This is a genomic window from Neorhizobium sp. P12A (genome assembly GCF_008365395.1).
In the GTDB taxonomy this organism is placed as follows: Bacteria; Pseudomonadota; Alphaproteobacteria; order Rhizobiales; family Rhizobiaceae; genus Rhizobium.
Genome location: NZ_QOVX01000002.1, coordinates 1,015,187 through 1,040,150, shown reverse-complemented (window position 1 = coordinate 1,040,150; position 24,964 = coordinate 1,015,187). Strand labels below are relative to the sequence as shown.

Here is a 24,964-nt window from a genome sequence, read left to right as displayed (position 1 = left end):
CGCCTATCCTGGCGGCAGTCTGCATAGGGAAATGGTGATGGAACGACGCTTTACCTTCGATGCATCAGCCAAGCTCTATGACGACATCCGTCCGCAATATCCGGAAGCCCTCTTCGACGATATCGTCGACTGGACCGGCCTTGGCCCCGACGACGCCATCCTGGAGATCGGCTGCGGCAGCGGACAGGCGACTGAGGGCTTTGCCAGCCGCGGATTTTCGGTCGTGGCCCTCGATCCCGGTGCGGCGCTGCTTCAGATAGCGCGGCAGAAACTCGGCCACTTTCCCAAGGTCGAATTCATCGAAACGACCTTCGAGGCGTTTTCGCCAGGTTCGACCGCCTTTGGCCTCGTGGTCGCAGCGCAATCATTGCACTGGGTCGCGCCCGAAATTCGTTTCGCTAAGGCGGCTAAAATGCTTGCGCCGGGAGGATCGCTGGCGGTCATGGCGAATGTGCCCATGCCAATCCGGTCTCCCCTGAGGCAGGCATTCGAGCAAATCTATGCCGCGCATGCCCCATCGCTGACAGGGCCGCCACCGGAAAACTGGTATTTGCCCGATGGACCGATCGCTGCCTTGTGGGAAGCGTCGGAATATATCGATCCGCCGGTGCATCGGTCCTATCCTTGGAGCCGGATGCACACCGGTTCCAGCTACATCGACCTTCTCGGAACGCTCTCCAGCCACACTCTGCTTGCGCCTTCTTCGCGCAATCAGCTTTTCGGCGCCATCGCCGACGCTATCGAAAACCATGGCGGCGAATTCGAGATGCGCTATGAAGCGCATCTCTACATGGGGCGCCGACGCGGCGGCATGGCTGCTTACTGAAGCGTCCGGATCTGGATCTGTGCCGGATCCTGCATCGTGGCGCCCGGCTTGTTCGTGAGGTCCTTGCCGGAAAGTGTGCCGTCGAGACCCGTTGCTACGACCGACACACGGAAGGCGCCGTCCAGCTCACGATCGAAGATCGCGCCGACGACGATCTCGGCATCCTCGTCGACTTCGTCGCGGATGCGGGTCGCGGCTTCGTCGACTTCGAAGAGCGTCATATCCATGCCGCCTGATATCGAGACGAGCACGCCCCTGGCGCCCTTCAGCGACATGTCGTCGAGCAGCGGGTTGGCAATTGCCGCTTCCGCCGCCTTGATCGCCCGGCCCTGCCCGGCCGCTTCGCCGGTTCCCATCATCGCCCGGCCCATGCCGCGCATGACCGATTTCACGTCGGCGAAATCGAGGTTGATCAGGCCTTCCTTGACGATCAGGTCGGTGATGCAGCCGACGCCGGCATAGAGCACGCGGTCGGCGATGGAGAAGGCGTCGGCAAAGGTGGTCTTTGCGTCGGCAATGCGGAAGAGATTCTGGTTCGGAATGACGATGACGGTGTCGGCCGCCTGGCGCAGCCGCTCGATGCCTTCATTGGCGGCGTCCATGCGGCGCTTGCCCTCGAAGGTGAACGGCTTGGTGACGACGGCGACCGTCAGGATGCCTGCGTCGCGCGCGGCCTTGGCGATGATCGGGGCAGCGCCCGTTCCCGTGCCGCCGCCCATGCCTGCCGTGACGAAGCACATATGCGTGCCGCGCAGATGATCCATGATCTCGTCGATGGATTCAACCGCTGCGGCCTGGCCGACTTCGGGAAGCGAGCCGGCGCCGAGGCCTTGCGTCACCTGGGCGCCGAGCTGGATCAGCTTCTGCGCCTTGGACATGGTCAGCGCCTGCGCATCCGTATTGGCGACGATGAAATCGGCACCCTTCAGCCTCTCGGCAATCATGTTGTTGATCGCGTTGCCGCCACCGCCGCCGACGCCGATGACAGTGATCTTCGGTCTCATCTCCGAGACTTCAGGCTTTGCGATATCTGTCATGTCTTGTCTCCTTGCGCGCGCCTTCAGGCTCGATGTCGTCAATTTCAGCTGTTCGCCGGCAAGCATGCCGACGCGAATCAGAGTTGTCACAGTTTAGCGTCTTATAAAGGCAAAGAGCGGGCATTGTCGCAAAATGCTGACGCAATGATGGGAGCTCGCAGTGTCGCCCGAGGTCGCAAAAATAATCCGCTTGATTTCTGTGGACGATAAGCGGGTTATGCTGTTCCAGCAACAGGAGTAACGGGAATGGCCAAAGGTCAAGTTAGAAGCAATAAAGAAGCCCGGAAACCGAAGAAAGACAAAGCAGGCGAGAAACCATCCTCGGCCCCGGGCATGCAGGTAAAAAACAGCGAAAGCACGATCAAGAAGAAGTAAGCTCGGTCTTGCTATGTGGAAGCGGCTTCAGCTCGTGGTGGCGGCGGGATGGTTGCGGCCGCCATCCCCGCACCATGCCGCGGCTCAATGCTCGATCGGCCAGGGCCAGCTGCTCCCGTAGATGACGAATGTCCTCGAGCAGGGTTGCAATCGCAGCCTTGGGGTCTTCGTCGTGCCAGGCCAGCACCGCCTCGACCTCCCAATCCACATCAATTGCCTTTCCGGGTTGCATCAACTGTCGAGCCTCAGGGACAGCTGCACGCCATTCTTGGCGTAAGGTATCGGCCGGCTGAGCTCGATACGCTTCTGCCACTCGGCGCGGCGCTGCAAATCACGCTCCCGCTGCGCCCTCAGCGCCGCCACCAGGGCCATGCTCCGCTCGATCACTTCCTTCGACTTGTTCATGGACGCCTCCATTTGTTCACTTTATGTTCTCATTCAATTAGCAAGGAGTCAAGGAAGATTCGAGAATGCCACTGATGGGACGCGGGGCGACCGGTCTGCGCTCGAAATAGGCGAAGTGCCGTCGTCTTCGTCTGTGCAGGCCGGCGGAAATGTGGCATAAGGGTGGCATGGCAATCAATGTCTTGGCAGTCCATCGCGACACTGTCGGGACGGAACAGGCGGCGGGCAATTCGCTTGCAGCGGCCTATTCCGTGGGCATTCTCTGCTGGCTGCTATCGGCCGGCGTCTATATTGCCGCGAAATGGGTCTCTTCCGAGATGCCGCCCTGGACGCTCTGTTTCTGGCGCGTGCTGATCGCCTGGGCGATCCTGATGCCGATCGTGCGCCACCATTTCGGCGACATGGTCGCGCTGGTGCGGGCTCGCCCCATCGAACTGCTCATCGTCGGCGGCATGGGACTGGCGATCTGCCAGGGCATGATCTTTGTCGGCCTGCAACATGCCGATGCGACCACCGCCGGCATCATCATCGCGCTGATCCCGATCATCACCCTCGTCCTTGCCCGATTTCTTCTGGCCGAGCCGATGGGACGCTGGCAGGTGATCGGTTCGATCCTGGCCTTTCTCGGGATCGTGGTCATCATCATAAAAGGCAGCCCGGCTGCGCTGATGCGCCTCGACCTTAACCCCGGTGAACTCTGGATCGTCGCCGGCGCCTTCTGCTTCAGCCTCTATACCGTCCTGCTCCGTCGGGCAAAATTCGACATAAACCGCCTGGCGCTGCTGGTGCTGCTGCTCGGTGCGGCTGTGGTGACGGCATTACCCTTCTACCTCTTCGAGCTTTTCTCCGACGAACGGTCGACGCTCAACGGCAGCGGGCTGATCGCGCTTGCCTATGTCGCCATTCCCGGCGGCGCGATCATGTATTATCTCTTCAATCGCAGCATCGAGGCGCTGGGCGCCGGCCGGGCCGGCATGCTCCTCTATATCCAGACGATCTTCATTGCGATACTCGCCTATCTGATCCTCGGCGAACAGCTGCACCGCTATCATCTCGAAGGTGCCGTGCTCATCATCGCCGGCCTGCTTCTCGTCATCCTGCTGAAGCCGAAGACCAAGGCGGAGGCGGCCAAGGCCTGAGGGCGAGTGCGGTGGCCGGGCTCCTCCGACTCAGGAAATGCTCCCTGCCACTTTCCCGATACCATTCATGGACATTCCGGCCGCTGTCCGCCTCGGGTTGACGCACTGGTTCGATATGCTTGAAATGGCCGGTGCCACGAAGCGAAACCTGGGCGAGAGAGATGATCACTGACATCGAGGACTTCTTCACGAAGGGATGCGGACGCTGCGAGCGCTTTGCAACGCCGGACTGTTCGACGCGGCAATGGATCGACGGTCTCAACGAACTTCGCCGGATTTGCCTCGCGGCAGGCCTCATCGAGACGGTGAAATGGGCGCATCCGTGCTACATGCACAGCGGCCGCAATATCGTCGTCCTCGGCGCCTTTCGCGGCGATTTCCGTGCGAGTTTCGTCAACGCCGCCCTGCTGAAGGACCCTGAGGGCGTGCTCGAAAAACAGGGGCCGAACACCCGGCATCCCGACATGATCCGCTTTGTCGATAATGCACAGGTGGCTGACATGGAGCCCGTCATCCTCGCTTACCTGAAGGAAGCGATGGGATATGCGGAGGCTGGCATCAAGCCGCCAAAGGAGACAAGCGAAATCGAATTGCCCGACGAGCTGGTCGAGGCCCTGGATTCCGATCCCGAACTTGCAGAGGCCTTTCACGATCTGACGCCCGGGCGGCAGAAAAGCTATGTGATCAATCTCAACGGGGTGAAGAAGTCAGAAACGCGCACGTCACGCATTGCGAAATTCCGCGATCATATTCTCGCGGGAAAGGGTGCAACGGAGCGGTGAAGCGGGTTCAGGAGCGGCTGGGAGCGGCGCAAAGCCAACGCTCTCGATGAGAGCCTACGCCAGAAATTCGGTTGAAAGCAGGCCCATCATAAGGTCGTCATGCCATTTGCCGTCTACAAAGGCGGTTTCCCGCTCCCGTCCCTCCACCACGAAACCGCATTTCTGATAGGCTCGGATTGCGCGTTCATTATAGGCAAGCACCCTTATTCCGATGCGATGGAGTTCCAGCTCGGTGAAGGCATGCCGCAAAAGCAGCCGGATCGCCTCGCTCCCCAGTCCCTTTCCAAGGAACGCCGGGTGATAAATGGCAATCGCCATTGATGCCCGCCGATCCTGGAAATTAAGGCTGTGAAGTTTGATTTCTCCGATCAGGCGCTCTTCGACATCGATCATCCAGGCGTAAGGATTTTTCGCCTGGCCTTGCGCCCATTCTTCCGCCGCATCTCTCGTCACTGGTTTTACATCCGACCCGCTCACTCCGAACATTTTCGCAATGTCGACATCCGTTCCCAACGAAAACCGAGCCTTGGCATCATCAGGCGAAGCGGGCCTTAATCGCACCCCAGCACCTTCCAGACAAACCATGGATATCATCCAATATCAAAGCCGATCAGTTGCACCAATTTATGCGAAACTCGTTATGGGGCAATGACCACTTGGCGCGCAGATTTAAGCCGCTCGCGTCAACGACGTTCACTCTCCAAGATTTCGCTGAAAAAATGCAACCACTTCGGCATTGAACGTCCTGTGGAAAGCCGCCCGGTCAAAGCCGGGCGCGTCGATGCACGCTTGCGAAGACGTATCGATCTTTGGGCACATCGTCAGAAACGACATATGGACGGCCTTGGGCACAATCCTGAAGTCAGGCTTTTTCGGGAGTACATGGATAAGCGTCGCAACATCTTCCGGTGATGCCCCGCCGCCGCCGCCAAGCTCCGATCCCCAGACTTGAAGCGGAACTGTGACATCCTTCACACTGTCTGTCGTCTGAAAGACAATACTGAGAGGCTCCGCGACCACCATCGCCCTGATGCGGTGATCATGCGTCAACGTCTGGAGTATCGGCGATGGCCGCGGAGGGCGGGCTTGACTGGTCTGCGGACAACCGACTGCTTTCGGATCGGCGCAACGTGACGGCAATTTGCTGAAATCCGGATTTGCGCCGGCAAGAACAAGACCCGTGTAGCCGCCCTGAGAGAAGCCATAGAAACCGATCCTTTGCGGGTCGATCCTGGCGGAATCCCGGAAGTCGGTGAGCATGAAATCAATGGTTCGCTTGATATCGGCGGGTCGCGCGATCAGCACGCTCAAACCATTCGCCCGGCTCATGTCGGCGTAATTTGCGTAGGGATGATTGATAGCGACCACGACGAAGCCGGAATCGGCCAAGGCCTCGGCCGTGTCGTGATGGCCAAGGTACCAACCGCCATAGCCATGCGAGATGATCACGAGCGGCAGGCTTTCTCCGGCAATCGGGCAATCCGGGACTGCCGGAATTGTGAGCGCTCTGATTTGCACGTGTTCCGGCGCTTTGGCACACGGCGACCACATTACAGCATCGATTGGCGGACCATCCTGTCCGCCGGGGATATGAAGATATTTCATGCCTGCCGCCTGCGCAGGCGATAGAGCGAGATAAAAAAGCGACCGCGAGAGCCAAGCATATGCGTGTCATGGCGATTGTTCCGACGTGAGAGACATTCTCCGGCAACTCGGCCTTTTGCCGCGCGGCCCGGGTTGAAAATGAAAAATTCAGCACCCCTGCTTCACTACCTTGCAATAACAGGTAGCGTGCTATAAACAGTCTGTAAATACGGGAAATGACATGGCCGACTCTATTCAAGTTCAACTGAGAAAAGGCGCACTCGATCTGTGCGTGCTGGCCGTGCTGTCACGGGGAGAGAGCTATGGCTATGAGATCGCCAGCACCTTGGTCGCGGCTGTCGGCATGGGCGAAGGGACGATCTATCCCCTGATGCGCCGCATGCAGAATGATGGCCTTGTGGCCACCCGCCTTGTCGAATCCAGCAGCGGGCCGCCGCGAAAATATTATCGGCTCACGCCGCTCGGCCAGACCGTTTTCGAGGCGCACCGCAGCGACTGGCGCTCCTTTGCGACCGCTGTCGATAAACTTCTTGAGGATTTATCATGACCAAGGATGTCTTTCTGAACGCGCTGCGGCGTGGGCTTGGCGGTCTTCCAACCGAAGAGATCGAAGAAATCATGTCTGACTATTCGGACCATTTCGCCGAGTCCGCGATGCGGGGACGCAGTGAGGCGGAGGTGGTCTCCGCGCTCGGCGATCCCGCTAGGATCGCGCGGGAACTGCGGGCGGATATCGGACTGAAACGTCTCGAAACACATTGGAGCCTGTCGAACCTCATCGCTGCGGCCATCGCACTGGCGGCGCTGGCGATCGTCGATATCCTCTTCCTGCTGCCGCTGCTGATGCTCGCGATACTGCTGGCGGCTGGGCTTGCAGTTGGACTCGTGGCGATTGGCGCGGCGGGATTGAAGCTCATCGTCACGGCTTTGCTCTCCTCCTCAGGCGACACAATGACCGCTCTGCTGTCGCGCCTCTGCATCGGTGCTGGACTTGTGAGCGGCTTCGTCGGAGGCGGCGCTTTACTTCTGATGGGGTTGGCAACCGGTATCCGCGCACTTGGCCACTATGCACGATTGCATTTCCGGCTGGTCGAACCGGATCGGCACGGTAACTGACATTTTTAGCAGGTCTTCGAAGGAACGAGACATGGGACGGACAATGGCATTCATCGCAACGGCGGGACTGTGCAGTGCCGCCGCCTTTCTAACGCTCGGAACCATTCTTTCCGGGTCCGGCTGGGCCAGCGCAGCATATTTATGGAGCGGAAGCTCGACGTGCGGACCTGCAAGCGGCACCCAGCAGCAGGTCGCGCTGCCTTTTGTTGCGGGAGACAGGCTGGTGATCGCCCTGCCCGGCTCCATCCACTATCAGCCAGCCGAAAAGGCAGAGGCCGTCATCAGTGGAGATTCAGTGCTGCTCAGTCACCTGCGCATTGAATCCGGCCGGCTTGGCCTCGATTGCACGCCAGGCTGGTCCGCACCGCAGCTCGACGTCAAGCTGTCGGGACCAGCGATTACCAGATGGGACTTGCTCGGCAATGGCGATCTGACCCTGTCGCAGATCAATCAGCCGGAGCTGCAGGTGAACATCAAGGGCAGCGGGAATTCCACTGCGAGCGGAATTGCAGACGCAGTCAATCTCAGCATTTCCGGCTCGGGCGACGCCCGGTTCGAAGGCCTGACCGCAAAGTCGGCAACTGTGAAAATCCGTGGGAGCGGCGATGCAAAGGTAACCGCACAAGCAGATGCGGATGTTTCGATTTCCGGCAGCGGCAATGTCGAGTTATCGGGGCATCCGGCGATGCGGCGAGCGGAGATCAAGGGTAACGGTCGCATTGTGCAGGTACCGTGAACCACAAGGGCGGCAATCCGGCTCGGCGGGTCAACGGCCGCGCACCCTGAACCAGGTTCCAAACCTTGTGAAAGCCTGGGCAACTTAATTCTATCTGTGCGAGGTGCGATAGCCTCAATGATCGCAAATGGGCGCAATCCAGCCATCGCCCCAACTCATCAAAGAATGGACTCTTTTCTAAGACTTTCGGCATTTCCGTGCTAAGTGCGCAGCTTGAAACAAAGACGGAGATTTTCGCAAGCATGATTGAACTGACCCCATCGCAGATCGCTGGACTGAAACTCGCCCAGCAAGGGGACCTATATCCGCAGTCGCCGAAGAAATGGACCCACGAGAACGCGACTGTGACCTTCGCGAAAACCGACCGGTGGAAAGAACGCCCGCAAAAGATAAAATCTGTCAGCGACGCCACATTAAGCCAACTGACGGAGACTGGTCTTCTAGACCGGCGCCACCTGGATGACGACGCTGCAAAGGACGTCTACGGTATAACGATGGCCGGGAAGATCTGGCTGTTGCAGAACAAGTAGAATTTCTGAGCTATCTATAACTGCAAATGAGCGCGATGCAGCCGCCGGAGCTTCCGGCATGGATACGGCGCGTCGATCCGCCCAAATTGCTTAGACTGCTCGAACTTCGGCAAGCCGCCTGACTGCGTACTCGTCCCGCCAGCAGACGGCGGCTTCCCATGCGGCCGACGCCTGCGCAGCGATGTGATGTGCGGCGTCGTCGAGGTCGGCGGCATTGCCGGGTAGCACGAGGTCAAGATCGGGGACGTCAACGTGTGACTCATCCCAGTCGATCAGGGCGACTCGATCGGCGGTCATGCGAACGTTGCCCGAGTTGCTCGGATTACCGTGAACAACACATGTCTGACGCCCGACCAGCCGCGCCCACGCTGCTCGACATCGAATGACGCCCTCGGGCGGCATCGCTGCAAGATCGATCCTCGTTCCGGTTTCTGCATGCAGGAGGTCGGTTGAGGATTGCCAGCCTGGGCGCTGCGGCCAGCCCCGCGTCAACCGATGCAGCTCGCGGAGTGTGTCGGCGACGCGGCGCCAGTCGGCTTCCGTCTCTGGCGGTCCGCCCTCCATGTATTTCATCACCACTAGGCCGTCCACGAACAGCCGGCCATCAGTCGTCGGGATCGGTACTGGGACGTGCATGCCTTTACGGTCGAGATGTTGGAGTAGCTCGGTTTCCCACGCGAGATCAGCGTCGGTCCTGGAGCCGAGACGACCGACTGCGATCTGCCCGTCGACGCGAACGCTCCACACGTCGTTGGCGACGCCACCCGCGAGTGGTCCGATGCGAACCGCGTCTTTACCCCATTGCCCGAGCGCTTCCCACCCCATCGGCGATATCCTTGGTGGCCATGATGAAATTGGCGGAAGACATAGAGGAAGTTTACGACTCCAGGATGTCCGCTGTTGACGCCTAAGCCGCCCTCGCCTTCATGCCTTGGCCGAGATCGCGCTCAGTTCCTCGAGATCCAAGTCCCGTTCCAGTTCGTGCAACGTCTCGTCATCGATATCGCCGGCGCGGTGTAGTCGCAGAAGTTCGCGGCGCCCGGTCGCGACCGCTTCGAGAACGACGTCGAAATGGGCGTGGAGAACGGGCGAATATTGCTCCGTGCGCGCGGCGTAATCGACGATCGCCACGGCCCTACGCTGATAGCGCTCCAGCAATTGGGGATGGATGAGCTTTCCCTCGCCGTCATAGGCAAGATTTTGGACGGTCGCGAATTGCGCCTGGGCCATGGCGGCTTCGGCCTGGCTCATCGTGAGGCGCGCCTTTTCCGTATCCTGATCGCTCAGCCTTGCCCAGGTGATCACGCGCCCCAGCGTCATCCCCTGGACGAGCACCGTTCCGACAATGACCGCAAACGACGTTACCAGGATGAAGTCGCGGCCGGGAAAGCCTTCGGGAACGCTTAGCGCCAGGGCCAGTGTGACCACGCCGCGAACGCCTGCCCAGCTTATGACGGTTACGCCGCGGGCGCCGAGCGGCTTGTATCGGCGAAGCCCCAGACCATTGCAAAGTTTGATCACGAGGTCGGATCCGAAGACCCAGGCGAAGCGCGCGAGGGTAAGCGCAATCAGGATCGCCAGTATCGGCAATCCCATCGTGGCGGCCACGACATCAAAGCCGCCTCCACGCTCGACGACGCCGCGCAGCGACAGGCCGATCAAGATGAAGACCGCGGCTTCCATCAGAAAAACGATCACGTCCCAGAACGACGTGCCGCGCATGCGCGTCGAGGCAGTGAAGACCGTGTGCTGGTGCCAGCTCATGATCAGGCCGGTCGTGACAGTCGCGATGACGGCGGAAACATGGAGCTGCTCGCCGAGCAGATAAGCGGTCCAGCACAACAGGGTCGAGGCGGCGATCATCAGATATTCGTCGCCGAGACGACGGACGAACAGGACCCAGACCGTCCCGACCACGATGCCGACAAGGGCGCCGCCCACCGCCAAGACCAGAAAGCTTCCTGCCGCATCCGCGGCGCTGAAAGCACCGGTGACAGCGGCGGCGACGGCAAAACGGAAGAGCACCAGGCCGCTGGCATCGTTGAGCAGGCTTTCCCCTTCGAGCAGGATCTGCAGGCGCCGGGGCAATTTTACCCGTTCCAGGACGGCGCGGGCGGAAACTGCGTCGGGCGGCGAAACGATCGCGCCGAGTGCTGCACACGCAGCCCAGGGCAGCGACGGAAACAGGAAATGAGTCACCACTGCGACGGCAGCGCAAGTGAAGAACACCGCGCCGATGGCAAGGGAGGCAATGCCGATCATATGGCGGCGCAATGGTCGCAGCGCGATGGACCAGGCTCCGTCCATGAGCAGGGGCGGCAGGAACATGACGAGGACCAGATCGGGGTCGACTGCAATGGTGGGCAGACCCGGCAGGAAGGCAAGCAACCCGCCGCCTGCGAGCAGCGCCACGGCTGGCGGCAGACCCAATCTATGGGCGGCATAATGCAGGGCGATGATCGCCACAAACATCCCGATAACCAGCTCGAACAAGTGTGTTGGGTCCATGCGCCTCTGCCCTGATACGAGGTCTGTTATACTCGGCTTTATTACATGTTGTGATCGGCCTTATTACAAAGTGCGTTTGATCGAAAAGCAATTGCCCAACGATGCTATTGGGCCAAAGCCAGCGGAAAATGCCGCCTCGAGCCGGCGTCACTCGAGTTACCAACCGAATAGTCGGTCTTGATTATCCGTTGTCGTGGCGGTTGAGCACGACCGCAAATGGCGCAAACTTGGCGAGGCGGCACTACGCCTTCAGCGATCATTGGCCGGATAGCTCTGCCAGCACTAGTGCGTCTGCGTCGGCCACGCTGACATTGCCGTTTCCGCGAGATCATCCAACTCGGCTTTCGTTGCCCCGTCATGGGCCTGGATGCCGATGCCCTGAACGATGGCGACATAGAAGCGCGTGAGGCTGGCAATCTTTGCTGAAGCAGGCAGTTCACCCCTATCCCTGGCTGCAGTCAGACAGGCACCGATAACGTCGAGCCAATCGCGCCTTGCTTTCCTGATGGCGCCGACGACAAGGCTCGGCATGTCCTCGTCCACCAAAGCCAGCGTCGTCCAGCAGCCGACCGGATGCGATGCGCTGTCCGTCATGATGGCGACGAGGGCTTCAAACATGTTCCTCAGCCCCACGCGGGCCGGATCGCCTTTGTCGAGATGCGCCCAAAGCAGGTCCTGGGTTGCCTTCATGTAAAGTCCGACGGATTCCACGAAGAGTTTCTCCTTGTTGCCGAAAGCGGCATAGAGGCTCTTCACGTCGATCCCCATGGCTTCGCAAAGTTCCGGCATCGACGTCGCGTGATAGCCGTTTGCCCAGAACACCATCATGGCGTCCTGCAGCGCCTTATCGCGATCGAATTGTCTTGGGCGACCTCTCGGCATCCAGCCCTCCTGCGTGTTCTCAAAAATATTCAGTGATCGATGAATAAATCAGTTGACGACCAAAATCAATGTCGCTACGAATTATTCATCGTTCACTGAATAATTAGGAACGAACCTGACAATTCACGCGCCGGCGTCGCCCGGCCCACCTGAGAAGAAGATCACCATGTCTAAAATCGTTCTCATCACCGGCACTTCGAGCGGCTTCGGCAAGGACACCGCGCTCACACTCAAGGCCGCTGGCCATCGCGTCTTCGGCACGATGCGCGGCATCAATGGCAAACATGCAGAAGTCGCCCGCGAGTTGCAGGCGAAGGGCATCGAACTGATCGAGCTTGACGTCACCGACGACGCAAGCGTCGATGCCGCGTTCAAGAGCCTCTTCGAACGGACGGACGGCAAGCTCGACGTGCTGGTCAACAATGCGGGCCGGATGGTTCAGGGCGTTTCGGAGGCTGTCACCACCGAGCAGACCCGCCAGATGTTCGACGTCAACGTCCTGGGTATTCAGCGCGTGCTCCGCGCGGCTCTTCCGCAACTTCGCAAGAACGGCTCGGGCCTCGTCATCAACATCGGCTCGATCCTCGGCCGCGTGACCATTCCTTTCCTCGGCCTCTATGGCGCGACCAAATTTGCGGTCGAAGCGATGACGGAGAGCTATCGCTATGAACTCTCGCAACTCGGCATCGATGTCGTGCTGGTTCAGCCGAGCGCATATCCGACCAGTCTCTATGAAGAGATCGGCGCCAGCGATGTGAGTCGCGAGCATGAATATGGCGCGGTCGCCGACGTGTCGAAGGCATTCAACACTTATATTTCCGGCCTGCTTTCCGGCCCGGACGCCCCCAACTCGCATGATGTTGCCGAAGAAATTGCCAGGCTGACAGTGACGCCTGCCGGTCAGCGTCCGGCGCGCGTCGTGGTCGGCAATGGATTTGGCGCCGATGCCGTCAATACCGCCGTTGCCCCGATCCAGAGCGGCATGATCAACGCCATCGGCATGGCAGCCCTCGAAACATTGAAAGTGGCATGAACCCAGGTCCCGGAAGGACGGCGGCGTGAGCACCCGTCCTTCCGTGCCGACGCCTGATGTATTTGTCCAATGGAGAAAAGCGTGATGGATAAGCGCTTGCTGATATTAGCCCTAGGAATGTTCGCTCTGGGAACGGACAGTTTCGTGATGGCCGGCATATTGCCGGAGATCTCTCAGAGCTTTGACGTGCCGATCGGGGTCGCCGGGCAGGTCACGACGGTCTATGCCGTTACCTATGCGCTCTTGGCGCCGACGGTTGCCGCGATTGCAGCGCATGTTCCGCGCAAGACGCTGCTGCTGCTCAGCCTTGCGACCTTCGTGGTGGCGAACCTTGCGACCGCGATCGCCCCGACCTTCGGTATTGCCCTGGCAACACGCGTTCTCGCAGGCCTCGGAGCCGCGATGTTCGCGCCGACGGCGACCGGCGCTGCCGCAACCATGGTCGCACCGGAAAAACGCGGCTTTGCGCTCGCCGTCGTGATCACCGGCCTGACGGCCTCGACCGCGCTCGGAACGCCCATCGGCGCGATGATCGGCGGATTCGGCGATTGGCGGCTGACCATGGTGTTCGTCTCGGCCCTCGCTGCCGCTTCAGGGATCGGCATCTGGGCGCTTCTGCCCCATCTTCCCTTGCCGCCGAAGATCACTCTTGCACAGCGCGTGGCGCCGATCCGGGATTCACGGGTGGCTCTGACGCTGCTGACCGGTCTCGTCTACCAGACAGGGCATTTCATCAGCTACACTTACTTCACCGTCGTCTTCGACGACGTGCTCAATCACAATTCCCTGCTGATCGGCGCAATGCTGGTGCTCTGGGGAACGAGCGGCATGGTGGCCAACCTGATCGCCGGTCGCCTCTCCGATACGATTGGTAACCGCAAGGTCATCTTCGGAGGCCTGATCGCCCTGACACTGACGATGGCCCTGCTGCCGCTCGCCAGCGTCAATATCTGGACGAGTGCGATTGCGGTTGCCGTCTGGGGCGCTGTTGCCTGGGGTCTTCTGGCGCCGCAACAGCATCGGCTTGTCGACGCCGCCGCGCATTCTGCCCCTGTCGTCCTCGGCCTGAATACATCGGGCACCTATCTCGGCGTTACCGCTGCGGGGGTCGTCGGCGCGCTGGCAATTCCGGCCGTCGGCGCCCACAACCTCGGCTACATCGGCGCTATCTTCGTCATCGTCGCACTTGTCCTGGCAGAGCTTGCGACGCTTCGCATCGATGCGGCCAATCGCAGGCACCCCGATGAATCCGCAGCATCAGCCTGATGATGCGGCGACGCACCACGACTTCACGGAATTGACAGCAGGCAACGGCAGCGTCGTCGCCTGCAAACCACGAGAAGGAAAATCTCATGACCCAGAATGAAAAGGCTCGCCAGTTTTCAGCCTTGCACGTCAAAGGCAATCCACTGCAACTCTTCAACGCCTGGGATGCGGGCAGCGCAAAAGCCATTGCTGCTGCCGGGGCGCCGGCGATCGCGACCAGCAGTTGGGCGGTTGCGGCAGCCCTTGGATATCGCGACGGCGAGGATCTTCCGCTTCCTCTTGCCCTGGAGACGATCGGTCGAGTTGCTGCCGCGGTCGAGATTCCGGTTTCTGCGGATTTCGAAGGCGGCTATAGCGATGACGACGCCACGCTGGCCGAGAATGTCGCCCGGCTTCTGGACACCGGCATTGTCGGCATCAATTTCGAAGATCGCATCGTCAAGGGTTCGGGACTCTATAGCAGAGAACGCCAGGCCGAGCGCATTGCAGCCATTCGCAAGGCGGCGGACCGAAGAGGCGTCGACCTGTTCATCAACGCGCGAACCGATCTATTTTTCGAGCATTTCAAGGATGCAGAAAATTTCGTCGACGAAGCGGTCGACCGGGCAAGAGCCTATGCTGAAGCCGGCGCATCGAGCCTCTTTGTCCCCGGCCTCGTTGACGACAGGCTGATCGAACGGGTCGTGAAGGGATCGGTTCTGCCGGTCAACGTCATGGTCATGGACGGTGTATCGACCCCTGACCGCCTGGCCGCTCTTGGCGTTGCACGGATCAGTTTCGGCAATATTCCGTATGTGGAAGCGATGGGGGCTCTTGGGGCCGCTGCCAAGCAGGTCTATTCGAGCTGACGACAAACAATGGGAAGGCGATCAGCAGTCCGGACCGCCTCCCATATGGATCTTCAGCGGAGGCGATGACTGCTTCCGGGGCCGAAAGCGGACAACAGCTTTCGCATTTCACTTTTTTGGGCTTCCAAGCCAGTCTTGCCAAAATTCGCGCTGTCGTTCGACAGATGACGGTATAACGTCCGCTGCCTCGGCAAAAATCTCAACAAGCTCTTCTGCGCGATGATCCTTCTTCAACTTGTACGCCTTTAAGCCCCTTCCCATGTCACGGGCCATACCGGAAGGGTAGACGTTCAAGCTGGCTCCATAGCAGAATGGGATCAGGCCATCCGTCGCCATCATATTTCGCACAACGCAAAGTGCTTCGAAAAAGTCGGAGGCCGTCGCTTCTAATCGGCGGTCGCGGTATTCGCATTGGAGGCGACAATTTGGATACTCATCGATAAGGTTGAAAAGAGCGACGTCATCCTCTCCGCCGCCAATCAGATGTAATTCGACCTGCTTCATTGCATTCTTCTTCTCTCGTATTTGAACCAAGTCGTATTCAGGCCCCAAGCAGCCAAAGCCGGCCGCGTTCCCAGCCAGTCCTCAAGCGAGTTGAGCCCGGAACGCTGCGCACCTTTCCTTGTAGTCCGGCGCCGAAAAGAAATCGCTGCCGACGACGAATGTGTCGGCTCCGGCATCGGCAATTGTACGGATGTTTCCCACCTTGACGCCGCCATCGACCTGAATTCGTGCCGCCCTGCCCGCATTGTCGATAAGCCGCCTTGCCCTCTCAATCTTCGGCAACGCGGCCGGAATGAGTGACTGTCCCCCGAAGCCAGGGTTGATGGTCATCACCAGCAACATATCGATATCGTCCATCACATATTCGATGGCTTCGACTGGCGTCGAAATGTTCACCGCGAGACCCACTTCGCATCCGAACGCTCGTATTCTGGCAAGCGCTCGCTGGACGTGGCTTGTTGCTTCGAAGTGAATGGTGATGCTGTTTGCTCCCGCCTCGGCACAATCTTCGACGAGCCGGTCAACGTCGTTCGCCATGATATGCACGTCCACGAAGCCGGAGAAACCGTCGCTTCTTAGCGATTTCAGGAGAGGCGCACCAAAAGAGAGATTGGGAACAAAAGCGTTATCCATCACATCGAAATGAATAAAATCACCTCCGGCTTCGAGGGCCGCATGGCATTCTTCAGACAATCTTGCAAGGTTGCAGGCGAGTATCGAGGGAGCGATACGGGCGGGCATTTTCATAGCATCAATCCAACGCAGCGAATCCAATAGGTTAACAATACGAATTCCGAGAAGAGGCGCAACAACCGTAGATTTTCCCGGATGACCGCCAGCGTCATTGATTAAGCGGGATGGCAAGAGTAAATTTTGACAAGCAGCAGATGCCGGAGGGGCGACGTGAGCTGCTTCGCCAGGGCAAGTCCCGAAAACGACACCGGACCGATGATCGACAAGACCGGAGCCGCCCCCGATCTGATCCAACCTGACTGATCTGAACGGGCGAGCCGTCGTGGCTCTGCGCAATGGAGGGCGTCAGCATGGATTTTCCCGTACCTGATAACGAGAGTGAACGCTTCGCCGCGGTGCGTGTCTATGAGGTATACGGCACCGGTCCCGAACCGGCATTCGACGATCTCACCGACCTTGCCGCCCTGATTGCCGGTGTCCCGATCGCGATAGTCAATATCGTCGGCGACACGAAGATATGGCTCAAGTCCCGTCACGGCGTTCCACCCGGCATCGAGGAACTGCCTCGCGGCGGCGTCTGCTGCGCTCACGCGATCTGCCGCAGCGACATGCTGGTGGTTCCTGACACCCACGCCGACGACCGCTTCAAGGCGCTGCCTTTCATCGCGACCGAACCTTTCGTCAGCTTCTATGCAGGCATGCCGTTGATCGATTCAGGCGGTCGTGCGCTCGGAACACTCTGCATCATGGACCTTGCACCACGCGAGCTTGGCTTCGAGGCTGCCGAAGGCATCCGACGCCTCGCGCGGCAGACCATCGCCCAGCTCGAACTGCGCCTGAAGCTCGCCGAGGTCTTGCGATCGCAGCAGGCGCTGGCCGCCGAAAAGCAGCGCTCGGACAGCCTGCTCCTCAACATCCTGCCGCCCAAGATAGCTGCTGAACTGACGGAAAATGGCCGTGTCGAACCCCGTCACCACCCGTCCACGACGATCCTCTTCACGGATTTCGTCGGCTTCACCACGTCTGCCGCCGAACTCTCACCCCGAGAGTTGCTTGATGACCTCGACATGTATTTTTCCGAATTCGACAACATCGTCGCGCGGCATGGACTGGAAAAGCTCAAGACCATAGGAGACTCCTACATGTGCGCCGGCGGCCTGATGCTCGGTCGCAAGGACCACGCGGTGCGTAGCTGCCTTGCCGCTCTCGAAATGCGGCGCCTCGTCGTGAACTCGAACCAGCGCTGGACTGCGACCGGGCAACGACCCTGGCACCTTCGCATCGGCCTCAACACGGGCAGCGTCATGTCCGGCATCGTCGGCCGGAAGAAATTCAGCTACGACATCTGGGGCGACACGGTGAATATCGCGGCACGCATGGAGAGCACTGACGAAGCAGACCAGGTGAACATCTCCGAAAGCACCTACCAGCACGTAAAATCGTATTTCGACTGCACGCCGCGAGGCGCCCTCGATGTGAAAAACAAGGGCAAAATGACAATGTATTTCCTCGACCGGCTGAAACCTGAATATGCGAAGGATGCAGAGGGTGTGGAGGCAAACGAGCATCTGAGGAGAACGCTCGCTGGCAGCTCGGTCGCCTGGTCCCTGCACTGAGAAACCGCATTTCAGTGCGGCATGCGACGGGAAGCTCGGCACGCAGCCTAGTCTCTCCCCACTGGATATGCCGGTGGCCCGGCTCTATATACTCCGGAGTGGGTGGGGAGATTGATTTCATGAGCGTTCTAAAATTTGTCGCAGCGATAGGTCTCACAGGCCTTTCGCTTGCGAGTTGTGTTGACAGTGCAAGCTACGGCGACGGCGGATATGCATATGGCAGCGGTGTGTATATCGGCGGATATGACGGCTATTACAGTGGATACGACAGGTATTATGGTGGGTATGACAATCCATACCGCTACAGGCGCTACGACCGCTACCCCGGTCGAGACTGGGATAACCGGAACGACTATCGGCGGGGGAATGACTACCGCCAAGGGAACAACAACTGGCGGGGGAACAACGACGGGCGGGGACAGGGCGGCAACTCCGGCGCAGGACGCCCAAGCGGCCCGCGTCCTGATCGCCCATCCAATCCGGGTCCGGCAAGAAATTACCCGATCGGGCCCTATAGCCCCAACTCCTGTGGCGGAGCCCTCGATTGCACCGGGTTGTCAACGCGCGGGTCCAATCGCTAACTGACTGGGGTGCGTTTTCGTCGATCGCAAAGCGCATCCGCATATCCACGAAACAATGATCCGGCTTGGCTCAATGATGCGATAGATTCGCACGTGGGACTTCCGATGCCGGCCTCCAACGAGGCAAGAGTCCAAGGCCTGCCGCCGGGTAGCACAACCAGGTTGACCTCATACAAGGCATCCGGGAATTAACATTCCTCTAATATTCGTATAGGCTCGAAATTCAGGGCACTGTTTTGTCCTGATTCGTCACGGGCGATTGGTCGGGTCAATCGTTAGTGGCTGTGCTTAGTCGGTGAGCCGCATCGTATGCAGGCGTCTGTCTGCTTGCCGATGCGGCGTGCGAGAGAATGGGGGTTCTTCGCCGTGATCATTTCCTATCGGCATAGCTTTACCTTCCTGCATTGTCCAAAGACTGCGGGAAGTTCGATAAATGTTGCTCTGGCGCCATTTCTTGGTCCGCGGGACATTCTCCTGGGTGCCCAGCGGGAACGGGAAAAGGCGGCAATCAAACTCAACCTTCGAGCTCGATGGGATGCCTTTCGATGTAGACCGGACAGGATCGGGTCAATCGTTGCCGCAAATGCCCGCCGGCAACGTAGCGTTCTGTCATTCCAGGACAGGCTCTATGAGCCTCATTTCGGACAAGTCACCGATCATCCATTCGCCGAGGAGGTGCGGCGTTTCGATGAAGCGGCCTGGAATCGCAATCTCAAATTTTCCTTCGTGCGAAATCCCTATGCGCGTATGGCTTCCTTCTATTTCTACCTCACCGGCCGGGCGGGTTACCCGGACATGTCCTTCTCGCAATTCGTTCCACGGCTCATCGCCGGCGAAGGCCGTCTAAGCAAGTGGCAACGGCTGGTGAGCACGTGGCCCATCTACACGATCAATGACCGGGTCGCCGTTGATTTCATCGGAAAGTTCGAGCAACTGCCGAAGGACTTCGCGGAACTGTGCGGGCTGCTCGATCTGCCCGTGCAAGAGCTTCCGCATGCCAAGGCGGCCACTCAATACGACTATCGCGAATTATATGACGAGCCAACACGTGCGCTGGTCGAACGCGCCTGCGAGAAGGAGATAGATCACTTCGGTTATCGCTTCCAAACCTCGGAGACAGCCACGCACAAAACTCTGCCAACTTTGTCGATTGAAACCTCCGAAAGGAAAATCATGCGTAAAATCCTGATCATGGGCTTACCTGGTTCCGGCAAGACGACACTCGCAAAGGCGCTGGTTCCCCGGTTGAGCGCGGTTCATCTGAATGCCGACGAGATAAGGGCAAACATCAATAAGGATCTTTCCTTCTCGGTGCCGGACCGCGTCGAACATGCCCGTCGGATGGGCTGGCTCGCAGACAAGATTGCCGCCTCAGGATCTTACGTCATCGCCGACTTCGTTTGCCCGACGCCGGAAACACGCGAGGCCTTCGGAGATGCGGCTGTAATCTGGGTCGACAGGATCAGGGAAGGCCGATTTGCCGACACCAACAAGCTGTTCGTCGCGCCTAACCACAGTGACATACGCGTCACCGCCGACGGCAGTCCGGAATACTGGGCCGAGCAGATATGCGGAATGCTGAGGCCGGTTTTCGACCCGAAACGCCCAACGGCATTGTTCGTCGGGCGCTACCAGCCCTTCCATGACGGGCACAAGGCATTGATCGAGGAAGGGATTCGGCGTGTGGGCCAGGCCTGCATAGCGGTTCGTGATACCAGCCAGCTGGATGAAAAGAACCCCTATGGCTTCGAACATGTCCGAAGCCGGATCGAGGAAGGCCTGCGCCATTATCTTGGCCGGTTCACAGTGGTCCAGATCCCGAACATTACCGGAATCTATTACGGGCGGGACGTCGGATATGTCGTGGAACGGATCGACTTGAACGACGAATTGCACGCGATTTCGGCAACCAAGATACGGAAATCGGTCTTGCTGAACGGCGATCCAAAAGGAATTCCCGTTTCGCCCAATGCCTAGGGGCCTTTTGGTCACCCCCACCCCAGCTTAGGGTGGGGGTGGGTTAGGCCCCTTTCGATCGAGGTGCGACGCGAACCTCTTCGATCAGATCCGTGCAGATCCTTGGGCGTTTCCGACAATCGAGAAAGGGTCCGCTATCGACAGGTCGTCAGCAAGTTGGCTGGAGTCGCCAACTTCACTCTGCACTCTATCCAATGGCAGGCTCAGGACGGAAAGCTGTTTGACGTCATCGCGTAAGAAAAATTTCATAACGACGAAGAAGACGCAATAGATCGCTTGCACCAATCGATTGTGTGGACTCGCTCATTGAGCTATGTTTTATTCGCGTAATGGTAGGGTAATAGCCTTCGTCAGCTAAAGTCGATGTAATTACTCTTCGGGGCGCTCGGGTGGTACTTGATGCCAAGCGGTGGTGACGTCACGTCTGTCTTTTACGCGTCGGAAAGATTTAATACGGCTCTAGTTCTAAAAACGTGCGCGATCATACTGGGTAAATAAAATAACGCGAGGGGATGAAATGAACTCTTATATTGCCGCAATGAAGAAATATGCGACTTTTACCGGTCGCGCAACTCGCACAGAATATTGGCTTTTCATACTGATGTACTTTACCATCGGCGTAGCGGCCATAGTCGTCGATTTTGCTCTTTTGGGGGGCGGCCAAACGCGGGTTAATATACTATCTTCAGTAGTCTCTTTGGTACATTTCATACCGTCCATCGCTGTCGCGGTGCGGCGTCTGCACGACACCAATAGAAGTGGCTGGTGGTATTTTATCATTTTGATACCGCTTATCGGCGCGATCACAATGATTGTCTTTCTGTGCACAAAGTCGATGCCCGGCCCAAACCGCTTTGGTCCGCCAAACGATGACAATGCTTCTGGGGTCTCTCCGTCGGAGGCAGCGGTCTATTGAAATCCCTAGTCTTGGCAAACCGACCATAGATAGCCATTGCGTCACTGTTGTGCCGATGTACGCGCGATTTTCCTTCTCCTGCCGCAGCTCTCAAGTGCAGCAAAGCAATCTGATGTCTTTCGTCTTTGGCTCCTTCGGCAGCTACAAGGGGTTTCGATCGGAAATGACGGCCCTGGGTCTGGTTTCCGCTATCGGACACAGACAGTCATGCAAGTGCGATCGGACTCAGGCCGCGAATTTCTATCGCGTCTCCACTATTCGCACCCTGGTCGACATTGCTGACCGATGATCAATAACCTCTCCTCAGGATCCATTCCGCGCGATGACTAGGTCTGCACCATTCGATAGAGGGAATACCCTAGGAAATATCGAAAGCGCGAAAGGAGCGGCAATAGCAGCACCGCCCGCAGACCATCACGGCGACGAGACATCCATGTCCACGGTACCGCATTTCACAGGGGCTAACGCACTGCCAGTTGAAAGCTCTCAGAATGGTGCCAGCGAATTCGAACCCGGGCAGCGCGTCGATACAGGCTCCCATGCAGACGAAGCAGGGCCAGTGCATCAACAGCGCGGTGCTCAAGGTCCCGACTTCAAATTCGAAACAGGTGCGCAATGGCTGACCTACGCTCTTATCACCGCGATGGGCCTTGTCTTTGTGATGGAGCTTGCCCTCGGGCAGACCGAGAACGATCGCTCCACGCTTACTGTTAGAACGCTGCTTGCATTGGGGGGGCGGAACAGTTCGGCCGTTGTTAACTCTGGCGAATGGTGGCGTATGTTCACCGCGCCGATGCTGCATGGGAGCGTCATTCATTTTGTTTTGAATGCAACTGTCTTGTGGATCGGCGGGAATCTTTTCGAACGAAATATCGGACGTGCCTGGTTCGCTGCAATCTTCTTTTTCAGCTGCGTTGGCGGCTCCATTGGAGGGCTTTTGTTCGGTGCGGAGGCCTCGGTCACGGTAGGCGCATCGGGAGGAGTCGTTGGTGTTTTTGCTGCCGTTTTAATCCTGATGTTCCACTATCCGCGGCATCCGGCAGTTCGAGCGCTGCAATTGGTAACGGTAGTGTTGATCGCCCCGTCATTGCTTCCATTCCTCGATCAACATCTTCCGGAATTTCCCGTTGAGTATGCAGGCCACTACGGAGGTGCTGTAGCTGGAGCACTACTCGCCTGTCTCGTCCTTTTGATTTGGCCGCAAGACAAGCCCCATCCGCGTTACCCTGCTGCTGCGATTGCGCTGGTTGGCCTTTATGTTGCAGTCTGTCTATACGCCGTTGTTCCGGTCGCCGAGAACTGGGATGCAAACATGGGCGACGGCTTCCAGAGGTATTTTGCTGGTGATTTCAAGAGAGCGGCTAAAATCTTTGAGGCGCACGCCAAGCAGGGCGGAGAGACCGAACCATACTACAGACTGTGGAAGTTTATCGCCCAGGCCAGGGAGCGTGATGCAAATGCGATCGACGAACTCTCCGCGGCGGCATTTAGACAGGACGCCCGGCAATGGCCATACCCGGTTTTCCAATTTTATCTGCATAGGATCGGTAGCAACGAGATGTTTGCGAAAGCCGGCGATGACAACCAACGATGTGAGGCGTTTTTCTATTTAGGCGAGGGTAGGCTTCTCAGCCAGGATATAACCGACGCAGTTCCGCTTCTGCAGAGAGCCCGGGCCATGTGCCCCAAGACATATATGGAATACGAAGGCGCAGTGGGTGAACTCAAAACGCTAGGAGCTGGTTGATACAGATCAACCCGATTTTGTTCGACATGTGTTTGTTTTTGTCGCGGCAGTTTCCGTCGGAGTTCTAGTCGGTCTCGCCTTGTGGCAGCGCCGCCGGTTTGAACCCCAAATGGATTACTCTCACCACTCACCCCCAACCGGTGCCATTCTTGGTTAAGGGGTGTGGCTTAGATCATGATCGCCATGGCCGAATGGGACCCCGTTTGAATGACGTTCCGCGGGCGCAGAGTGCCCCTTTGACTGCCGCATTGCAGCCCAAACGCCACAATCCGCTCAACGCGACGGCACGGCCTTGAGATAGGCGGCAATCGCCTCGATGTCTGACTTCGGCAGTTTCGCGATATTCTGCTGTACCTCTGCCATCTGCCCGCCGGCGGAATCGAAGTCCGGGGTGAAGCCCGTTTCCAGATAGTTGGCGATATCGGCCTCGCTCCAGTTGCCGATCGCTTTCGAACCCGGGGTGATATCGGGAATGGTGCCCTTGCCTTCCGGATTCGGCGCGCCGGCCAGCCACTTGTCCTTCAGGAAGCCGCCGAGCGCGTCGCGGGGCGTATGGCACTCGCCGCAATGGCCGGGGCCTTCGACCAGATATTGGCCGCGCTTCAGCTTGTCGTCGGCATTGGCGAGGGTCACGCGGGGCGCATCGTTGAAATAGAGGAATTTCCAGCCGCCCAATGCCAGGCGGATATTGAAGGGAAAGGGCAGCTCGTGTGGCGGCGCGACATTGCTGCTTTTCGGCAGGGTCTTCAGGAAGCCGAAGAGGTCGTTGATGTCCTTGTCGCTCATGCGGGCATACGAGCCGTAGGGAAAGGCGGGATAGAGATGCTCGCCGTGCTTTCCGACGCCGCGCTTCATGGCATTGCCGAAATCGGCCAGCGTCCAGCCGCCGATGCCGGCCTGTTCATCCGGCGAGATATTGGGGACGTGGAACGTGCCGAAAGGGCTCTTCAGCGCCAGACCGCCCGACAGGACCAGCTTGGCATCTCCCTGCGCACCCGCCGCCGCATGACAGCTGGTGCAGCCGCCGGCCCAGAAGACCATCTCACCATTCTTGACGTCGGGCGCTCCGAGATTTGCCCAATGGCTTTCCGGCAGCGGCGACGGCGCCGTGATGAAATAAAAAGCGGCAAAGCCGATGATGGCAATGCCGACCAGACAGAGCAGCCATCTCACAAATCTTGCGACCATGCTCTCATCATCCCCGATGCGCCAGAAGCGTCAGATAGTAGAAACCGCATCGGCGGCAAGGCCGACGCGGTTTCCGCAATTCAAGACTGGGAAGGACCTACCGCTTAGTTCTTGGTGATGCGATAGGCCTGATGACAGGCGCCGCAATCAGCACCGAGCGTCTTCAGGGCCTCGCCCACGCCAGCCTGATCGGCAGGAAGGGTGGCCAGCGCCGTTTCGGCATCGGTCGAAAGCTTGGCAGCCTTGGCCTTGAAGTCGTCGATATTGTCCCAGAGCTTCGGATTGACTTCGGGATCGGTCTTGTCGCTGTTGGGGCCGAACTGGTCGGGGAAAGCCTTGGCCGTCTCGGCGATCGTCGTCAAGGCAGCCTTTACGGCATCGGCGTCGTAGGGCTTGGTGCCCTTGGCAACGGCACCCAAAGTGCCTGCAGCTCCGCCGATCTTCTTCATCATTGCAATACGGGAATCATGCGTGCCATCCGCCGCAACGACGGAACCAAAGGCCACACCGGCAAACACCGTTGCGGCCACAATCGCCTTCCAATTCATAATCCCACTCCTGTAAATCGCCGCGGATGCGGCTGGCGCCTATTCGCGGGAGCATATTGGACGAACTTCATGGCGGCAATGAAGTCACAAAATGGTGAGAACGCAA

General features: G+C 58.7%; 27 protein-coding genes. 15 read left to right on the top strand and 12 right to left on the bottom strand.

What is annotated here, in order from left to right; all coding sequences use genetic code 11:
* The first annotated feature begins 37 nt into the window (after positions 1 to 37).
* Positions 38 to 826, top strand: a complete 789-nt coding sequence (locus DTW90_RS11105) for a class I SAM-dependent methyltransferase (RefSeq protein ID WP_149338225.1) — start codon at positions 38 to 40, stop codon at positions 824 to 826.
* On the opposite strand, the gene ftsZ is transcribed toward DTW90_RS11105, so the two are convergent.
* Complete coding sequence (gene ftsZ / locus DTW90_RS11100; protein ID WP_132517623.1) at positions 820 to 1,863, bottom strand: cell division protein FtsZ; 1,044 nt, start codon at positions 1,861 to 1,863, stop codon at positions 820 to 822. The genes DTW90_RS11105 and ftsZ overlap by 7 nt on opposite strands.
* Positions 1,864 to 2,109: 246 nt before the next feature.
* On the opposite strand from ftsZ, the gene DTW90_RS38030 reads away from it, so the two are divergent.
* The gene (locus tag DTW90_RS38030) at positions 2,110 to 2,238 is read left to right on the top strand and encodes a hypothetical protein (RefSeq protein WP_281024702.1); all 129 of its coding nucleotides are present in this window, start codon (positions 2,110 to 2,112) and stop codon (positions 2,236 to 2,238) included.
* Here DTW90_RS38030 and DTW90_RS11095 read toward each other — a convergent pair.
* Together DTW90_RS11095 and DTW90_RS37080 are read right to left on the bottom strand one after the other, a co-directional pair.
* Positions 2,225 to 2,470: a hypothetical protein gene (locus DTW90_RS11095; RefSeq protein WP_132517625.1), complete on the bottom strand. Its 246-nt coding sequence runs from the start codon at positions 2,468 to 2,470 to the stop codon at positions 2,225 to 2,227. The genes DTW90_RS38030 and DTW90_RS11095 overlap by 14 nt on opposite strands.
* Complete coding sequence (locus tag DTW90_RS37080) at positions 2,470 to 2,643, bottom strand: hypothetical protein (protein ID WP_165927740.1); 174 nt, start codon at positions 2,641 to 2,643, stop codon at positions 2,470 to 2,472. Before DTW90_RS37080 ends, DTW90_RS11095 begins: the two co-directional genes overlap by 1 nt.
* A gap of 167 nt (positions 2,644 to 2,810) precedes the next feature.
* Here DTW90_RS37080 and DTW90_RS11090 point away from each other — a divergent pair, with 167 nt between their 5' ends.
* Positions 2,811 to 3,782: a DMT family transporter gene (locus DTW90_RS11090; protein WP_132517627.1), complete on the top strand. Its 972-nt coding sequence runs from the start codon at positions 2,811 to 2,813 to the stop codon at positions 3,780 to 3,782.
* A 161-nt stretch (positions 3,783 to 3,943) separates the two neighbouring features.
* A complete protein-coding gene (locus tag DTW90_RS11085) occupies positions 3,944 to 4,564 on the top strand; it encodes a YdeI/OmpD-associated family protein (protein ID WP_132517629.1) in 621 nt (206 codons plus the stop codon).
* A gap of 54 nt (positions 4,565 to 4,618) precedes the next feature.
* Here the strand turns inward: DTW90_RS11085 and DTW90_RS11080 are convergent, their stop codons facing one another.
* Both DTW90_RS11080 and DTW90_RS11075 read right to left on the bottom strand, forming a co-directional pair.
* Entirely contained in the window at positions 4,619 to 5,149 is a 531-nt protein-coding gene (locus DTW90_RS11080; protein ID WP_132517631.1) for a GNAT family protein, read from the bottom strand.
* Between the two features lie 108 nt (positions 5,150 to 5,257).
* Positions 5,258 to 6,169: an alpha/beta fold hydrolase gene (locus DTW90_RS11075; RefSeq protein WP_246664920.1), complete on the bottom strand. Its 912-nt coding sequence runs from the start codon at positions 6,167 to 6,169 to the stop codon at positions 5,258 to 5,260.
* 220 nt (positions 6,170 to 6,389) lie between these two features.
* On the opposite strand from DTW90_RS11075, the gene DTW90_RS11070 reads away from it, so the two are divergent.
* The 4 genes from DTW90_RS11070 to DTW90_RS11055 all read left to right on the top strand — a co-directional run bounded on the left by DTW90_RS11070 (position 6,390) and on the right by DTW90_RS11055 (position 8,551).
* Positions 6,390 to 6,716, top strand: coding sequence for a PadR family transcriptional regulator (locus tag DTW90_RS11070; RefSeq protein WP_149338223.1), 327 nt, complete (start codon positions 6,390 to 6,392; stop codon positions 6,714 to 6,716).
* Positions 6,713 to 7,285, top strand: coding sequence for a DUF1700 domain-containing protein (locus DTW90_RS11065; RefSeq protein ID WP_149338222.1), 573 nt, complete (start codon positions 6,713 to 6,715; stop codon positions 7,283 to 7,285). The genes DTW90_RS11070 and DTW90_RS11065 overlap by 4 nt, the downstream gene beginning before the upstream one ends.
* Before the next feature lie 31 nt (positions 7,286 to 7,316).
* Positions 7,317 to 8,021 (top strand): DUF2807 domain-containing protein, encoded by a 705-nt coding sequence (locus tag DTW90_RS11060; RefSeq protein ID WP_149338220.1) that lies wholly within the window; start codon positions 7,317 to 7,319, stop codon positions 8,019 to 8,021.
* Between the two features lie 242 nt (positions 8,022 to 8,263).
* Entirely contained in the window at positions 8,264 to 8,551 is a 288-nt protein-coding gene (locus DTW90_RS11055; RefSeq protein WP_132517641.1) for a hypothetical protein, read from the top strand.
* 90 nt (positions 8,552 to 8,641) lie between these two features.
* Here DTW90_RS11055 and DTW90_RS11050 read toward each other — a convergent pair whose 3' ends face one another.
* The 3 genes from DTW90_RS11050 to DTW90_RS11040 all read right to left on the bottom strand — a co-directional run bounded on the left by DTW90_RS11050 (position 8,642) and on the right by DTW90_RS11040 (position 11,941).
* Complete coding sequence (locus DTW90_RS11050) at positions 8,642 to 9,376, bottom strand: phosphotransferase (RefSeq protein WP_149338218.1); 735 nt, start codon at positions 9,374 to 9,376, stop codon at positions 8,642 to 8,644.
* A 99-nt stretch (positions 9,377 to 9,475) separates the two neighbouring features.
* Entirely contained in the window at positions 9,476 to 11,059 is a 1,584-nt protein-coding gene (locus DTW90_RS11045) for a Na+/H+ antiporter (protein ID WP_149338216.1), read from the bottom strand.
* Positions 11,060 to 11,341: 282 nt separating this feature from the next.
* Positions 11,342 to 11,941 (bottom strand): TetR/AcrR family transcriptional regulator, encoded by a 600-nt coding sequence (locus DTW90_RS11040; protein WP_132517647.1) that lies wholly within the window; start codon positions 11,939 to 11,941, stop codon positions 11,342 to 11,344.
* A gap of 166 nt (positions 11,942 to 12,107) precedes the next feature.
* Between DTW90_RS11040 and DTW90_RS11035 the strand changes: the two genes are divergently transcribed.
* From DTW90_RS11035 to DTW90_RS11025, 3 genes are all read left to right on the top strand, one after another.
* Complete coding sequence (locus tag DTW90_RS11035; RefSeq protein WP_149338214.1) at positions 12,108 to 12,974, top strand: SDR family oxidoreductase; 867 nt, start codon at positions 12,108 to 12,110, stop codon at positions 12,972 to 12,974.
* An 84-nt stretch (positions 12,975 to 13,058) separates the two neighbouring features.
* The gene (locus tag DTW90_RS11030) at positions 13,059 to 14,240 is read left to right on the top strand and encodes an MFS transporter (protein WP_149338212.1); all 1,182 of its coding nucleotides are present in this window, start codon (positions 13,059 to 13,061) and stop codon (positions 14,238 to 14,240) included.
* Between the two features lie 86 nt (positions 14,241 to 14,326).
* Positions 14,327 to 15,088 carry an isocitrate lyase/phosphoenolpyruvate mutase family protein gene (locus tag DTW90_RS11025; RefSeq protein ID WP_149338210.1) on the top strand — a complete coding sequence of 254 codons (762 nt, stop codon included), beginning with the start codon at positions 14,327 to 14,329 and terminating at the stop codon, positions 15,086 to 15,088.
* A gap of 108 nt (positions 15,089 to 15,196) precedes the next feature.
* Here DTW90_RS11025 and DTW90_RS11020 read toward each other — a convergent pair whose 3' ends face one another.
* On the bottom strand, positions 15,197 to 15,592 hold the full coding sequence (locus tag DTW90_RS11020; protein ID WP_149338208.1) for a hypothetical protein: 396 nt from the start codon (positions 15,590 to 15,592) through the stop codon (positions 15,197 to 15,199).
* Between the two features lie 81 nt (positions 15,593 to 15,673).
* Positions 15,674 to 16,579, bottom strand: coding sequence for a ribulose-phosphate 3-epimerase (gene rpe / locus DTW90_RS11015; protein ID WP_281407564.1), 906 nt, complete (start codon positions 16,577 to 16,579; stop codon positions 15,674 to 15,676).
* 56 nt (positions 16,580 to 16,635) lie between these two features.
* Between rpe and DTW90_RS11010 the strand changes: the two genes are divergently transcribed.
* The 4 genes from DTW90_RS11010 to DTW90_RS10995 all read left to right on the top strand — a co-directional run bounded on the left by DTW90_RS11010 (position 16,636) and on the right by DTW90_RS10995 (position 23,122).
* On the top strand, positions 16,636 to 17,901 hold the full coding sequence (locus tag DTW90_RS11010; RefSeq protein ID WP_188079918.1) for an adenylate/guanylate cyclase domain-containing protein: 1,266 nt from the start codon (positions 16,636 to 16,638) through the stop codon (positions 17,899 to 17,901).
* Positions 17,902 to 18,848: 947 nt separating this feature from the next.
* Positions 18,849 to 20,459 carry an adenylyl-sulfate kinase gene (locus DTW90_RS11005; protein WP_188079917.1) on the top strand — a complete coding sequence of 537 codons (1,611 nt, stop codon included), beginning with the start codon at positions 18,849 to 18,851 and terminating at the stop codon, positions 20,457 to 20,459.
* A gap of 517 nt (positions 20,460 to 20,976) precedes the next feature.
* Positions 20,977 to 21,375 carry a DUF805 domain-containing protein gene (locus tag DTW90_RS11000; protein WP_149338203.1) on the top strand — a complete coding sequence of 133 codons (399 nt, stop codon included), beginning with the start codon at positions 20,977 to 20,979 and terminating at the stop codon, positions 21,373 to 21,375.
* Between the two features lie 433 nt (positions 21,376 to 21,808).
* Positions 21,809 to 23,122: a rhomboid family intramembrane serine protease gene (locus DTW90_RS10995; protein WP_188079916.1), complete on the top strand. Its 1,314-nt coding sequence runs from the start codon at positions 21,809 to 21,811 to the stop codon at positions 23,120 to 23,122.
* 273 nt (positions 23,123 to 23,395) lie between these two features.
* Here DTW90_RS10995 and DTW90_RS10990 read toward each other — a convergent pair whose 3' ends face one another.
* A complete protein-coding gene (locus tag DTW90_RS10990) occupies positions 23,396 to 24,310 on the bottom strand; it encodes a cytochrome c (protein WP_149338199.1) in 915 nt (304 codons plus the stop codon).
* Positions 24,311 to 24,414: 104 nt separating this feature from the next.
* A complete protein-coding gene (locus DTW90_RS10985) occupies positions 24,415 to 24,858 on the bottom strand; it encodes a cytochrome c (RefSeq protein ID WP_149338197.1) in 444 nt (147 codons plus the stop codon).
* Positions 24,859 to 24,964 lie beyond the last annotated feature (106 nt).

What these genes read in the sequence shown, in the direction of transcription:
- DTW90_RS11105 (WP_149338225.1), top strand. Translation starts at nt 38, where the DNA reads ATGGAACGACGCTTTACCTTCGATGCATCAGCCAAGCTCTATGACGAC.
- ftsZ (WP_132517623.1), bottom strand. Translation starts at nt 1,863, where the DNA reads ATGACAGATATCGCAAAGCCTGAAGTCTCGGAGATGAGACCGAAGATC.
- DTW90_RS38030 (WP_281024702.1), top strand. Translation starts at nt 2,110, where the DNA reads ATGGCCAAAGGTCAAGTTAGAAGCAATAAAGAAGCCCGGAAACCGAAG.
- DTW90_RS11095 (WP_132517625.1), bottom strand. Translation starts at nt 2,470, where the DNA reads ATGCAACCCGGAAAGGCAATTGATGTGGATTGGGAGGTCGAGGCGGTG.
- DTW90_RS37080 (WP_165927740.1), bottom strand. Translation starts at nt 2,643, where the DNA reads ATGAACAAGTCGAAGGAAGTGATCGAGCGGAGCATGGCCCTGGTGGCG.
- DTW90_RS11090 (WP_132517627.1), top strand. Translation starts at nt 2,811, where the DNA reads ATGGCAATCAATGTCTTGGCAGTCCATCGCGACACTGTCGGGACGGAA.
- DTW90_RS11085 (WP_132517629.1), top strand. Translation starts at nt 3,944, where the DNA reads ATGATCACTGACATCGAGGACTTCTTCACGAAGGGATGCGGACGCTGC.
- DTW90_RS11080 (WP_132517631.1), bottom strand. Translation starts at nt 5,149, where the DNA reads ATGGTTTGTCTGGAAGGTGCTGGGGTGCGATTAAGGCCCGCTTCGCCT.
- DTW90_RS11075 (WP_246664920.1), bottom strand. Translation starts at nt 6,169, where the DNA reads ATGAAATATCTTCATATCCCCGGCGGACAGGATGGTCCGCCAATCGAT.
- DTW90_RS11070 (WP_149338223.1), top strand. Translation starts at nt 6,390, where the DNA reads ATGGCCGACTCTATTCAAGTTCAACTGAGAAAAGGCGCACTCGATCTG.
- DTW90_RS11065 (WP_149338222.1), top strand. Translation starts at nt 6,713, where the DNA reads ATGACCAAGGATGTCTTTCTGAACGCGCTGCGGCGTGGGCTTGGCGGT.
- DTW90_RS11060 (WP_149338220.1), top strand. Translation starts at nt 7,317, where the DNA reads ATGGGACGGACAATGGCATTCATCGCAACGGCGGGACTGTGCAGTGCC.
- DTW90_RS11055 (WP_132517641.1), top strand. Translation starts at nt 8,264, where the DNA reads ATGATTGAACTGACCCCATCGCAGATCGCTGGACTGAAACTCGCCCAG.
- DTW90_RS11050 (WP_149338218.1), bottom strand. Translation starts at nt 9,376, where the DNA reads ATGGGGTGGGAAGCGCTCGGGCAATGGGGTAAAGACGCGGTTCGCATC.
- DTW90_RS11045 (WP_149338216.1), bottom strand. Translation starts at nt 11,059, where the DNA reads ATGGACCCAACACACTTGTTCGAGCTGGTTATCGGGATGTTTGTGGCG.
- DTW90_RS11040 (WP_132517647.1), bottom strand. Translation starts at nt 11,941, where the DNA reads ATGCCGAGAGGTCGCCCAAGACAATTCGATCGCGATAAGGCGCTGCAG.
- DTW90_RS11035 (WP_149338214.1), top strand. Translation starts at nt 12,108, where the DNA reads ATGTCTAAAATCGTTCTCATCACCGGCACTTCGAGCGGCTTCGGCAAG.
- DTW90_RS11030 (WP_149338212.1), top strand. Translation starts at nt 13,059, where the DNA reads ATGGATAAGCGCTTGCTGATATTAGCCCTAGGAATGTTCGCTCTGGGA.
- DTW90_RS11025 (WP_149338210.1), top strand. Translation starts at nt 14,327, where the DNA reads ATGACCCAGAATGAAAAGGCTCGCCAGTTTTCAGCCTTGCACGTCAAA.
- DTW90_RS11020 (WP_149338208.1), bottom strand. Translation starts at nt 15,592, where the DNA reads ATGAAGCAGGTCGAATTACATCTGATTGGCGGCGGAGAGGATGACGTC.
- DTW90_RS11010 (WP_188079918.1), top strand. Translation starts at nt 16,636, where the DNA reads ATGGATTTTCCCGTACCTGATAACGAGAGTGAACGCTTCGCCGCGGTG.
- DTW90_RS11000 (WP_149338203.1), top strand. Translation starts at nt 20,977, where the DNA reads ATGAACTCTTATATTGCCGCAATGAAGAAATATGCGACTTTTACCGGT.
- DTW90_RS10995 (WP_188079916.1), top strand. Translation starts at nt 21,809, where the DNA reads ATGTCCACGGTACCGCATTTCACAGGGGCTAACGCACTGCCAGTTGAA.
- DTW90_RS10990 (WP_149338199.1), bottom strand. Translation starts at nt 24,310, where the DNA reads ATGGTCGCAAGATTTGTGAGATGGCTGCTCTGTCTGGTCGGCATTGCC.
- DTW90_RS10985 (WP_149338197.1), bottom strand. Translation starts at nt 24,858, where the DNA reads ATGAATTGGAAGGCGATTGTGGCCGCAACGGTGTTTGCCGGTGTGGCC.